15 protein-coding genes are annotated in these 10,614 nt (G+C 72.4%); 6 read left to right on the forward strand and 9 right to left on the reverse strand.

All coding sequences use genetic code 11. From position 1 onward, the window contains the following. Window positions 1-15 precede the first annotated feature (15 nt). Window positions 16-540 (reverse strand): NUDIX domain-containing protein, encoded by a 525-nt coding sequence (locus tag ABZX61_RS25680; protein ID WP_355198289.1) that lies wholly within the window; start codon window positions 538-540, stop codon window positions 16-18. Between the two features lie 34 nt (window positions 541-574). Next, entirely contained in the window at window positions 575-1,264 is a 690-nt protein-coding gene (locus ABZX61_RS25685; RefSeq protein WP_355198291.1) for an FCD domain-containing protein, read from the reverse strand. 54 nt (window positions 1,265-1,318) lie between these two features. Here ABZX61_RS25685 and leuA point away from each other — a divergent pair, with 54 nt between their 5' ends. Further along, the gene (gene leuA, locus ABZX61_RS25690) at window positions 1,319-3,040 is read left to right on the forward strand and encodes a 2-isopropylmalate synthase (protein ID WP_355198293.1); all 1,722 of its coding nucleotides are present in this window, start codon (window positions 1,319-1,321) and stop codon (window positions 3,038-3,040) included. Here leuA and pyrF read toward each other — a convergent pair whose 3' ends face one another. Next, window positions 3,041-3,865 (reverse strand): orotidine-5'-phosphate decarboxylase, encoded by an 825-nt coding sequence (gene pyrF, locus ABZX61_RS25695; RefSeq protein ID WP_355198295.1) that lies wholly within the window; start codon window positions 3,863-3,865, stop codon window positions 3,041-3,043. It lies immediately after the preceding gene. Window positions 3,866-3,987: 122 nt separating this feature from the next. Here pyrF and ABZX61_RS25700 point away from each other — a divergent pair, with 122 nt between their 5' ends. Both ABZX61_RS25700 and ABZX61_RS25705 read left to right on the forward strand, forming a co-directional pair. Continuing rightward, window positions 3,988-4,464, forward strand: a complete 477-nt coding sequence (locus ABZX61_RS25700) for a DUF2283 domain-containing protein (protein WP_355198297.1) — start codon at window positions 3,988-3,990, stop codon at window positions 4,462-4,464. 21 nt (window positions 4,465-4,485) lie between these two features. Next, window positions 4,486-5,289, forward strand: a complete 804-nt coding sequence (locus ABZX61_RS25705) for an HAD family hydrolase (protein WP_355198299.1) — start codon at window positions 4,486-4,488, stop codon at window positions 5,287-5,289. A 46-nt stretch (window positions 5,290-5,335) separates the two neighbouring features. Here the strand turns inward: ABZX61_RS25705 and ABZX61_RS25710 are convergent, their stop codons facing one another. The 5 genes from ABZX61_RS25710 to ABZX61_RS25730 form a co-directional block, all read right to left on the reverse strand. Continuing rightward, window positions 5,336-5,587 (reverse strand): hypothetical protein, encoded by a 252-nt coding sequence (locus tag ABZX61_RS25710; protein WP_355198301.1) that lies wholly within the window; start codon window positions 5,585-5,587, stop codon window positions 5,336-5,338. Between the two features lie 13 nt (window positions 5,588-5,600). Next, window positions 5,601-6,170, reverse strand: a complete 570-nt coding sequence (locus ABZX61_RS25715) for a TIGR00645 family protein (protein WP_355198303.1) — start codon at window positions 6,168-6,170, stop codon at window positions 5,601-5,603. A gap of 50 nt (window positions 6,171-6,220) precedes the next feature. Next, complete coding sequence (locus ABZX61_RS25720) at window positions 6,221-6,364, reverse strand: hypothetical protein (protein WP_185077192.1); 144 nt, start codon at window positions 6,362-6,364, stop codon at window positions 6,221-6,223. A 152-nt stretch (window positions 6,365-6,516) separates the two neighbouring features. Further along, window positions 6,517-6,726: a hypothetical protein gene (locus ABZX61_RS25725; RefSeq protein ID WP_355198305.1), complete on the reverse strand. Its 210-nt coding sequence runs from the start codon at window positions 6,724-6,726 to the stop codon at window positions 6,517-6,519. A gap of 86 nt (window positions 6,727-6,812) precedes the next feature. Then, the gene (locus tag ABZX61_RS25730) at window positions 6,813-7,154 is read right to left on the reverse strand and encodes a helix-turn-helix domain-containing protein (protein ID WP_355198307.1); all 342 of its coding nucleotides are present in this window, start codon (window positions 7,152-7,154) and stop codon (window positions 6,813-6,815) included. An 84-nt stretch (window positions 7,155-7,238) separates the two neighbouring features. On the opposite strand from ABZX61_RS25730, the gene ABZX61_RS25735 reads away from it, so the two are divergent. Then, window positions 7,239-7,991 carry an NAD(P)-binding domain-containing protein gene (locus ABZX61_RS25735; protein WP_355198309.1) on the forward strand — a complete coding sequence of 251 codons (753 nt, stop codon included), beginning with the start codon at window positions 7,239-7,241 and terminating at the stop codon, window positions 7,989-7,991. Window positions 7,992-8,096: 105 nt separating this feature from the next. Continuing rightward, entirely contained in the window at window positions 8,097-8,471 is a 375-nt protein-coding gene (locus ABZX61_RS25740) for a hypothetical protein (RefSeq protein ID WP_350727083.1), read from the forward strand. A gap of 69 nt (window positions 8,472-8,540) precedes the next feature. On the opposite strand, the gene ABZX61_RS25745 is transcribed toward ABZX61_RS25740, so the two are convergent. Continuing rightward, window positions 8,541-9,200: an endonuclease V gene (locus tag ABZX61_RS25745; protein ID WP_355198311.1), complete on the reverse strand. Its 660-nt coding sequence runs from the start codon at window positions 9,198-9,200 to the stop codon at window positions 8,541-8,543. A 33-nt stretch (window positions 9,201-9,233) separates the two neighbouring features. On the opposite strand from ABZX61_RS25745, the gene ABZX61_RS25750 reads away from it, so the two are divergent. Continuing rightward, a complete protein-coding gene (locus tag ABZX61_RS25750) occupies window positions 9,234-10,601 on the forward strand; it encodes a hypothetical protein (protein ID WP_355198313.1) in 1,368 nt (455 codons plus the stop codon). The last annotated feature ends 13 nt before the right edge of the window (window positions 10,602-10,614 follow it).

The raw sequence follows: 10,614 nt of genomic DNA on the forward strand, positions 1-10,614 counted from the left end.
CCGCCCGCGCGTTCTTCACATCCCTTCCGAAGATTCTTTCTCCTGCGTCCAGAGGAGTCTCATGGGGGCCTGGGGCCGTACGCCGGCCAGGAGATCGGGCAGCAGCGCGGCCAGCCCGGGCGGGAACACGCGCTCCTCGGTGGCGGCCAGCTCGTCCGCGCGCCACCAGTGGTGGCCGAGCTTGAACTCCTCCGTCTCGTACTCCTCCAGCGCCGTGGGGGTGACGGTCGCGGACGGCACGCGGGCGAAGAAGTACGTGTGCACGGTGTAGAAGTGGCGGCCCAGGTTGGACCACGCGCCTTCGTTCACCGCCACGGGGTCGCCGAGGTCGGCGGCGCCGAGCACGTGGCCGGTCTCCTCCAGCGCCTCGCGTGCCGCCGCCTGCGCCGGCGACTCGCCCGGCTCCAGGCCGCCGCCGGGCAGGTGCCAGGCGGGCTCCTTCGGCCACGGGTCCGGCGGGATGAAACGGAGCAGCAGGACGCGGTCGTCGGGGGCGGCCAGGATGACGCGGGCCGTGGGCCGCTGCGTGCGGAGGATCACGGTCGAACCGTAACGAACGGAGGGCTGCGCGGGGCTACGAGTCGTGGAGGTGGGTGAGCGTCTGCTCCAGCTCCGCCTGCAGGATCGCGCCCGCCGCGTCCCCGTCCCCGTCCCGGACGGCGGCCACCAGCTCCGCGTGCGTGTCGTGCCCGGGGTTGCGGTCGTGCGCGCGCAGCCCCAGCACCTCCACCAGGCCGATGAGCCCCTCGCGCAACGTCGGCGCGAACTCGGCGAACAGGTCCGTCAGCACCGGGTTGCCGGCCGCCGCGACGACCGCCGCGTGCAGGGCGATGTCGGCGTCCACGAACGCGGCGTCGTCCTGCGACGCCGCCCGCGCCCGCGCCGCCAGCGCCTCCTCCAGCGTCGCGACGTCCTCCTCGGTGCGCCGCCGCGCGGCCATCCGGGCGGCCTGCGTCTCGACCATCATGCGTACCTCGTAGACGTCCGTGATGGCGGCCCGCCGCAGCCGGGCAGGCCAGTCCTCGGCGATGTCCGTGGCGATCACGAACACGCCCGAGCCCTGCCGGGCCTGCACCAGCCCCGCCCCCGCCAGCGCGCGCAGCGCCTCCCGGACGGTCGAGCGCCCCACTCCCAGCGCCTTGGCCAGCGCGTTCTCGCCGGGCAGGCGGGTGCCCACGGGCCACTCGCCCTGCGTGATCTGCTCGCGCAGGTGCTGGGTGGCCTGCTCGACGAGCGGGCTGGGACGGAGGGAGCCGAGCGGCATCGAACGAACCTCTCAGGTTGTCTGAGGACCTGTGTTGTGATTAGTGTAGCCGCCATGACGCCGTCCGTGTACGCCTGGAACCGTCAACGTCCCAGCACCATGCCCTACCACCGCTACCGGCCCGCCCACGAGCGCGTCGAGGTGCCGCTCACCGAGCGCGACTGGCCGTCCGCGCGTATCACGCGGGCCCCGCTCTGGGTGCCCGTGGACCTGCGCGACGGCAACCAGGCGCTGGCCGAGCCGATGGACCCGGCCCGCAAGCGCCGGATGTTCGACCTGCTGACGGGCATGGGGTTCAAGGAGATCGAGGTCGGCTACCCCTCGTCCAGTCAGCTCGACTTCGACTTCGTCCGCCACCTGGCCGAGCCCGGCGTCGTGCCGGAGGACGTGACCGTGGTCGTCTTCACGGCCGCCAGGCAGGACCTGATCGAGCGCACGTTCGCCGCCATCGAGGGCCTGCCCCGCGCGGTCGTGCACCTCTACACCGCCACCGCTCCCACCTGGCGGAACGTGGTGCTCGGCCACGACAGGCAGGAGCTGCGCGGCCTGATCATGGACGCCGCCGGGCACATCGCCCGGCTCGCGGACGGCCTCGACGTGCGCTTCCAGTTCTCGCCGGAGGTGTTCAACCTCACCGAGCCCGACTACGTGCTGGAGGTCTGCAACGACCTGACGGCCCTGTGGGACGCCGCGCCGGACCGTCCGGTGATCCACAACCTGCCCGCGACGGTCGAGGTGGCCACCCCCAACGTGTACGCCGACCAGATCGAGTACATGCACCGCCACCTCGACCGCAGGGACGCGGTGATCCTCTCGGTGCACCCGCACAACGACCGCGGCACCGGCGTGGCCTGCGCCGAGCTGGCCGTGCTGGCCGGCGCCCAGCGGGTGGAGGGCTGCCTGTTCGGCAACGGCGAGCGGACCGGCAACGTGGACCTGGTGACCCTCGCGCTCAACCTGCACACCCAGGGCGTGGACCCCATGCTCGACCTGTCCGACATCGACGAGATCCGCCGGGTCGTGGAGCACTGCAACCGGCTGCCCGTGCCCGAGCGCCATCCGTACGCGGGGGACCTCGTCCACACCGCCTTCTCCGGCACCCACCAGGACGCCATCGGCAAGGGCCTGGCCCACCACGCCAAGCGGGCCGCCGAGCTGGGCGTGCCGCCGGAGCAGGCGCCGTGGGAGGTGCCGTACCTGCCCATCGACCCCGCCGACGTGGGCCGCGGCTACCAGGCGGTCATCCGGGTCAACAGCCAGTCGGGCAAGGGCGGCATCGCCTACCTCCTGCGCACCCGCTACGGCCTGGAGCTGCCCCGCCGGCTGCAGATCGACTTCTCCTCGGTCGTGCAGCGGGCCACCGACGGCAGCGGCGAGGAGATCACGGCCGAGCAGCTGTGGGAGCTCTTCCACGCCACCTACCTGGCCCCGGGGGAGACCGGCGCGCTGGCCGAGTGGAGCACGAGGGAGACGGCGCCGGGGGTCCACGAGTTCGAGGGCACGCTGAAGTCGGGGCGCCGGCTGCGCGGCACCGGCAACGGGCCGCTGTCCGCGCTGACCGCCGCGCTCGGCGACGACGGGATCGACGTGGACATCCTCCACTTCGCCGAGCACGCCCTGGACCCGGGCCGGGGCAGCCTCGCGATCGCCTACGTGGAGGCCCGCGTCGACGGCGTCACCAGCTGGGGCGCGGCCCAGGACACCTCGGTCCTGACCGCCTCGGCGCACGCCGTGCTGGCCGCCGTCAACCGCGTGCTGGCGTCCGTGCCGGCCTGATCAGGTCGTGGTGGTGATCTTCGCGTCCAGGTGGGCCGCGCACTCGTCGCGGAAGTAGAGCGTACGGGAGCGCAGCCGCTTGGGGTCGGCCAGGACCGCCCGGGAGACCGAGGGTACGACGGCGTGCCGTACGGAGGCGAACAGCCGCGCCACGTCGGCGGGAGAGGCTCCCTGGGCGCCCAGCCCCGGCGCGAGGATGGGGCCGTTGAGGTCGTCCAGCGAGTGCTCCAGCTCGGGCAGCGTGGCCCCCATCACGACTCCGATGGGCCCCAGCGGCTCGTGCCCGGCGTTCGCCGCGGCGACCCCGGCCAGCACCTGGTCGGCCACGAGCCGCTGCAGCGGGGCCGCCTCCGGGTTGGAGGTGCGGGCCAGCACGAAGACGCCGGCGTCGTTGGCCATGGCCGACAGGGTCGCACCCTCCAGCGACCCGAACCCGAGGTACGGGCTCAGCGTCACGGCGTCGGCGGCCAGCGGGCTGCCCCGGTCGAGGTAGGCCTCGGCGTAGGCGGCCATCGTGCTGTCGATGTCGCCCCGCTTGACGTCGAGCAGCACCAGCGTCCCGGCCTCGCGCAGGTCGGCGATGGTGCGTTCCAGCACCGCGATGCCGCGGCTGCCCCAGCGCTCGTAGAAGGCGGACTGCGGCTTGACCAGGGCCGCCACGTCGCCGACGGCCTCGACGACCGTGCGGCTGAAGCGTTCCAGACCGGCGGGCGAGTCGTCGAGCCCCCAGGCGTGCAGCAGCGCCGGGCTCGGATCGATGCCCACACAGAGCGGCCCGCACTCGTCGAGCCTGGCTCGAAGGCGCGTCCCGAATGACTCGTTCATTTCAAGGGCCCCCTTATGACCGTACGCAGCCTAGCTTGCGGCGGCCGTGGCCAGGAATGCTTACTTCGGCGCCGGTATGGGATCGGGCCTTCAACTGGCTTTCCGGGGGTAGATCAGGCTATATGTACGAGATCGCCCATCGGGTGCTGGTGCTGCGTACCGATCCGCCGCGTGATGTCACCGTCACGGTCGGAGTGCCTTACGAAGAGCCGACGGGGGACTGGTCGTGCCCGTACCGGATCGACGGGCTCGACGGGTGGGAGCACGAGCGGAAGGTCACCGGGGTCGACTCGCTGGAGGCGATCGAGCTGGCCCTGGCCATGCTCAGGGCGGCACTGGCGGGCTCGCACGAGGCCAAGGAGGGGCTGCTGAGCTGGGACGAGGCGCCGTCGGGGCAGCGGCCGCAGACGGTGTACGTGAGTTTGGACAAGCTCCGAGATATCGCCTATATCGCGATGAAGCACGAAATAGCGCCAGAAGAGGTCGTAAGTCAGGTTGAAGTGGCGGATGTCGTTCTTGATTTCGGCGACGCCGGGCAACTCCTCGGCCTGGAGATCTCGAACGCCGCCGGGCGGCTCCCGTCCGAGATGCGGATCTGAAAGATCGGCATAATCGGCACCATGAGCGCCGGCACCCTCCCTCGCCTTGTGGCCACCGACCTCGACGGCACCCTCCTCAACTCCTCACGTGCCATCACCCCCCGCACCCGAGAGGCTCTTCAGGCCGCCCGCGCGGCCGGAGCCGAGATCGTCTTCGTCACCGCCAGGCCGCCGCGCGGCATCCGCGCGATCGCCGAGCAGGCGGGCGTCACGGGCGTCGCGATCTGCAGCAACGGCGCGATCGTGTACGACCTGGCCACCGACGAGGTCGTCACCAGCCATCTCCTGGACCGGACGGCGGCGAACAAGGTCGCGCAGGCCCTGGCCGCGGCCCTGCCGGGGGTCGGCCTGGCCGTCGAGACGGGCCGGGGCGTGCTCGCCGAGGCCGCCTACACCAGGCGCATCGTGGAGGACCTGGCCTACCTCCGCGAGGTGAGCTCTGTCTTCGACGGCGACGACCCCATCATCAAGCTGCTCGCCCAGTCGCAGACCAGCACGGCGGACGAGATGATCGCGGCCGTCATGGCGGGGATCGAGGGGCTGGCCGAGGTCACGCACTCCGGCGGGACCGGGCTCCTGGAGATCAGCGCTGCCGGGGTGACGAAGGCGAGCACGCTCGACGTGCTGTGCCGGGGGCGGGGGATCGCGCCCGGCGAGGTGGTGGCCTTCGGCGACATGCCGAACGACCTGGCCGTGCTCGCCTACGCGGGCGCCGGGTACGCCATGGCCAACGCGCACCACCTGGTGCTGGCGGCGGTCGAGCGCCGCACGCTGTCCAACGACGAGGACGGCGTGGCCGCGGTGCTGGAGGAGCTGTACGGCTGAGGATCCGTACGTGCCCGCCCGCCCCCGCAGGCGGGCACGTACGGTGTCAGGCGTCGTCGTCCGACACCCGCGAGGCGCCCTTGCAGGTGGTGGGCGACTTGCCGAGCAGTGGGAGCAGCGACCCGCAGGTGCTCACGGGCAGCGACACCGGCTCGATGATCTCGTCGTTGAAGATGGTCACGTTGCCGATCAGCGGCGGGGGGCCGCTCGGCCTGGCGGCCTCGCCCTCGGCGTGCGCGGCGGCCGCGAGCGAGCACACGAACACCGCGATCGTCACGGTGACGGCCGGCCGCCTCACCGGAGCGCCCCGGCTAGGCGGCGACCCGTTCCTGCTTCAGGGTCGACTGCCGCTCGCCCCCGTTCGTCTCGGCGTCGCGCCGCGCGCCCGCCATGATGCGGTCGATCAGCGCCAGCGTCAGCGCCGAGACCACGAAGGTCAGGTGGATCAGCGTTTTCCACAGCAGCTCCCGGTCGGTGATGGTCGGTCTGGACGCGTTGATGAAGATCTGCAGGAGGTGGACGGACGAGATGCCGATGATCGCCATGGCCAGCTTGACCTTCAGCACGTTGGCGTTGACGTGGGAAAGCCATTGGGGCTGGTCGGGGTGCCCGTCGATGCGTATTCGGGAGACGAACGTCTCGTAGCCGCCGATGATGACCATGATGAGCAGATTGGAGACCATGACCACGTCCACGAGGCCGAGGACGATCAGCATGACGGTGGTCTCCGGTGGTGAGCCGCCGAAGCCGAGCTCGATCAGATGGAGCAACTCCAGCATGAACCGCCACGTGTACACGATCTGGGCGAGGATCAGCCCCATGTAGAGCGGCGCCTGAATCCACCGGCTGAGGAACATGAAGTAGCCGACATAACCAGACATGGTCCGTGACTCCGGTGGAGGGTCGGCCACGGGCACCTGCGCGAGCCGCACTAGGACGTGAAGACGTTGACGTGCTGGACCCAGGTCTCGACGCGCACGATGGGCGGGTCGGTGGTGAGCTTGTCGAAAGCGATGGAGGGTAGGGCGCCCGCCAGCGCGAGTGCGGCGACGGCGGTCAGGACGCGGACCTTCAAAGGATCTCCTAGCTGCTCTGCGCTATCGGATGGACTGGGCTTGCGCTGCAGGGGGAACTGATCGGGCCACCGTGGCGGGCGGCGCGGCCGGCTTCGCCGCGCCGCCTGCCCGGATAACCGGATCGGCCGGGGACGTGCCCAGGCTGAGCCGGTCAGGGCTGCAAGCAGCTCACGGCCGGGACCTCGGCCGGCACGGCCGGGGCGGTCGGGTCGATCAGCGTCGTGGCGCCGGCGCCGGCCTCGGCCAGGCAGGGGACCAGGGTGAGAGGATCCACCACGGCGTAGGAGGCCGGGGCGGAGAGCAGGGTCAGGCCACCGGCGAGGGCCGCGACGACGGCGATCCTACGGGGGGAGAAAAGCATAGAACCTCCTGGGAGACGGTAATGAACAACCGTCGTCTAGCTACCCGGAGTAGTGATCCAGTAACGCTCCGTATATTAGAAAGCTCTCACGTCTCCCAGCGGTCCTGCGCGGCCATGACCTCGTCGGCGTGGTCGTGCGCCCACACCCCGAACGCCTCGATCGGGCCGAGGAGCGTGCGGCCGAGATCGGTCAGCTCGTACTCGACGCGGGGCGGGGCCTCCGCGTACGTGCGGCGCATGATCAGGCCGTTGAACTCCAGGCGGCGCAGCGTCTCGGTGAGGACCTTGGTGCTGATGCCGCCGATCTCCTCGCGCAGCCGCCCCGGCCGGCGCGGGCCGTCGCGCAGCGCCCACAGGACGACCGCGTTCCAGGTGTTGGCCAGCAGGTCGAAGGCCAGCCGGGCCTGGCAGTCGGCGATGAACCCCAACGAGGCCTCCGTTAGGCACCAAATGGTGTGTGTCGGGCTTTCTACAGTCCTTCTACTTACCAGTTCATGCGACGGAGGACGAACATGCGTATCGGGATCCTGGGGGCGGGCGGCATGGCGGACGCCCTGGGCACGCAGTGGGCCAGGGCGGGGCACGAGGTGATGATCAGCGGCAGGGACGCCTCCGCGAGCGCGGCCCGGGCCGCGACGATGACGGCCGAGGCGGCCCGCACGTCGGCCGAGATGGCGAGCGTCCGGACCGAGATGGCGAGCGTCCGGACCGAGGTGGCGGGCGCGCGGGCCGAGGTGGCGGGCGCGGCGGCGGTGGCGGGTGCGCGGGGCGAGGTGGTGGCTGTGCGGGCCGGGAGTTGGGCGGAGGCGGCGGCGTTCGGGGAGGTCGTGATGGTGGCCGTCAGGCAGGCGGGGCTGGCCGGCGTGCTCGAGTCCGCCGGCGGCGCGCTGCGCGGCAAGCCCGTCATCGACGTGGCCAACGCCGAGGGCCCGTACGACCCCGCCCGCCCCATCGCACCGCTGATCCGTGACCTCACAGGAGGGCACGTGGTGAAGGCGTTCAACCTGTGCCACGTGGACGTGTGGCGGTTGACACCGCCGGTGTTCGACGGCAGGCCGCTGGCGGTGCCGCTGTGCGGTGACGACCCGGCCGCCCTGGCCGCAGTGCGTACCCTGGTCGCCGACCTCGGCTGCACCCCGGTGGACGGCGGCGGGCTCGACCGGGCCGTGCTGCTGGAGGCGACGGCCGCGTTCATGATCGGGCTCTGGTTCGGCGGCGCCGACGCCCAGGCCGTGCTCCCCCCGGTGGCCTATTCGGGCGTCTGAGCCGTACGACCGGCGGTGTATCGGGGATGACGACGAGCGGCGGATGCCCTCCGGCGGGCCCGGCAAGATCCTGGAGACCTCAAACCAGGTCGAAGGAGAGATCCAGTGGTAACCCAGGTCGCCAAGGGGAACGGGTACGTGACCGCGTTCAAGGCCGTGGTCGTTCTCAACACGCTGTCCGTCCTGGCGCAGGCCGTGACGGCCGGGCAGCTGATGAGCGGGGGAGGGGCGGGCTCGCACGGCATGGGGGCGTTCGCCGTGCACGTGCTGGGGCTGCTGCAGCTCGTCGCGGCCGTCCTGCTGTGGCGGCCCGGCCGGGGCCCGGGCTGGCCCGCGCTGGTCGGCCTGGCGGTGCTGCTGCTCGGCTTCGTCCAGTCCGCGCTGGGCGGATCGGGCGTGCTGGCGGTGCACGTACCGCTCGGGATGACCCTTTTCGGGCTCAGCGTCTGGCTCCTCGTCTGGGCCTGGCGCCCGCGATGACGGCGGGGGTCAGCCGGGCTGGTGGGTTCGGGCATCAGCCGGGGTGAGGGCCGGTGGTCGGTGCGGGCGTCAGCCGGGGTGGCGGGCCAGGTGGTCGGCGCGGCGGATCGGGTCGGGGAGGCGGTAGCGCGGGGCCAGGCGCAGGACCTGGTCGGTGACCGTGTCCAGGGAGATGCGGTGGCCCTGGGAGACGTACACCGGCTTGATCTCCCGCTGCGTGCGCAGCGCGCGGCCGACGACGGCGCCCTCGTGGACGATCGGCGCCCAGTCGCCCCGTTCCGGCCCCGGCGGCTCGTGCGTGCCGACGAAGGGCGTCTTGCCCACGCCGAGCGCGGGCAGGCCGGTCAGCACGCCCAGGTGGCAGGCCAGGCCGAAGCCGCGCGGGTGCGCCAGCCCGTACCCGTCGCAGACCAGCAGGTCGGGTGTCACCGTGAGCCGTTCGAGCGCCTCCACCAGGGCGGGCAGCTCCCGGAAGGCGAACAGCCCCGGCACGTACGGGAACGCCACCCGCCCGCGCACCGTCACCTCCTCCACCGTCGCCATCGTGCCGGTGTCGAGGACGACCACGGCGGCCGTGAGGGCGTCGTCGCCGTGATAGTGCACGTCCAGGCCCGCGACCAGGGAGAAGCCGGCGGGGCCGGTGAGCTCGACGCGTCCGCGGAGCCGGTCCTGGACTGACTCGGCCTCGGCGGTGGTGGTGGGCCATGGGTGAAGCTGCTGTACCTGCACCCGGCCTAAGCTATTACGCGTAGGGTCGGGCTCATGATCGAGGTGCTGGTGGTCGTCGGCCCCGGCGTGGTGGCCGATGCGGGGTTGCTGGAGGAGATCGCGGCCCGCGAGTTCTCCGCCGCGGGGGTCTCCGGGACGCTCGTCCACGCCCGCGACGCCTCTCAGGTCGTCTCGCTGCTGTCGTCGCCGTCCTCGCCGGAAGGGGCGGGCGGTGTGGTCGTGCTGCCGGGGCCCTCGGCCGAGGTGCGCTCGCTGATCGGGCGGGACCTCGGGGCGGTGGTCTGGGTGGACGTCGAGCGCGCCGACGGGGTGACGGCCGGGGAGGGCGCCACCCACCTGCACGGGCGCGGCGTCGGCGGGCTGGCCTGGGGGATCCGCCATGCCGTGCACCGGGTACGGCATCCGTCGCGGCGGATCGCGTACGGGCCGCTGCCGGAGCAATGGGGCGAGCTGTACCTTCCGGACGCCGACGAGCCGCCCGTGGTGATGCTGATCCACGGCGGGTACTGGCGGTCGATCTGGGCGGCCGACATCATGGGGCCGCTCTGCGCCGACCTGGTCGGGCGCGGGCTCGCGGTGTGGAACCTCGAATACCGGCGGCCGGATCTGCACGGCTGGGACGCGACGACGGCGGACGTGGCGGCGGGACTGTCCGCCCTCGCGACGGCGCACGCCGCGCCGCACGGCTCGGACGCGCTCCCGCCGGACGCGCTCCCGTCGGACGTGCTCCCGTCGGACGTGCTCCCGTCGGACGCGCTTCCGGCGGGCGGCGATCGGACGGTGGCGCTGGACCTCACCCGGGTGACCGTCGTCGGCCACTCGGCAGGCGCCCAACTCGCCCTCCGCGCGGTTGCGGACGCGGTGGCCGGCGAGGCGTCCGCCACCGGCGGCGCCCAAGCGGCCGCGGGTGAGGCTTACGCGGCGGGTGAGGCTCCCGAGGCGGGTGGGGCTCACGCGGTGGACAGGGCTCGCGCGGACGGTGAGGCTTGCACGGGCGGTGAGGCTCGTGCGGTGGGTGGGGTGCGGGTGGTGATGTTGGTGTCGCTCGCCGGGGTGCTCGATCTTGTGGAAGGCGACCGGCGGTGGGTCGGGACCGGCGCCGTCGGAGCCGCCCTGGGCGGGCGCGCACCCGAAGGCCAGGTGGCGGTGCCGCCGTACGCGGACGCCTCGCCGTTGCTCCGGCTCCCGCTCGGTGTACGCCAGCTCGTCGTCCAAGGCGCCGCCGACGACCTGGACCTGGTCGACTTCAGCCGCCGCTACGCCCGCGCGGCCGAGGAGGCCGGCGACGAGGTGACCTACCTCGAAATGCCCGGCGACCACTTCGATGTCATCAACCCCGCCACCCCGATCTGGCAGGCCACCGCCCGAGCGCTGGCGGGAGGCCCCGCCCCAAGGGGATAAAACGGACAACAAC

This window comes from Nonomuraea sp. NPDC003709 (assembly GCF_040610775.1).
GTDB classification, from domain to species: Bacteria; Actinomycetota; Actinomycetes; order Streptosporangiales; family Streptosporangiaceae; genus Nonomuraea; species Nonomuraea angiospora_A.

Coding starts and splice junctions, on each gene's coding strand:
- ABZX61_RS25685 (WP_355198291.1), bottom strand. CDS start 1,264: ATGCCGCTCGGCTCCCTCCGTCCCAGCCCGCTCGTCGAGCAGGCCACC.
- leuA (WP_355198293.1), top strand. CDS start 1,319: ATGACGCCGTCCGTGTACGCCTGGAACCGTCAACGTCCCAGCACCATG.
- pyrF (WP_355198295.1), bottom strand. CDS start 3,865: ATGAACGAGTCATTCGGGACGCGCCTTCGAGCCAGGCTCGACGAGTGC.
- ABZX61_RS25700 (WP_355198297.1), top strand. CDS start 3,988: ATGTACGAGATCGCCCATCGGGTGCTGGTGCTGCGTACCGATCCGCCG.
- ABZX61_RS25705 (WP_355198299.1), top strand. CDS start 4,486: ATGAGCGCCGGCACCCTCCCTCGCCTTGTGGCCACCGACCTCGACGGC.
- ABZX61_RS25715 (WP_355198303.1), bottom strand. CDS start 6,170: ATGTCTGGTTATGTCGGCTACTTCATGTTCCTCAGCCGGTGGATTCAG.
- ABZX61_RS25725 (WP_355198305.1), bottom strand. CDS start 6,726: ATGCTTTTCTCCCCCCGTAGGATCGCCGTCGTCGCGGCCCTCGCCGGT.
- ABZX61_RS25735 (WP_355198309.1), top strand. CDS start 7,239: ATGCGTATCGGGATCCTGGGGGCGGGCGGCATGGCGGACGCCCTGGGC.
- ABZX61_RS25750 (WP_355198313.1), top strand. CDS start 9,234: ATGATCGAGGTGCTGGTGGTCGTCGGCCCCGGCGTGGTGGCCGATGCG.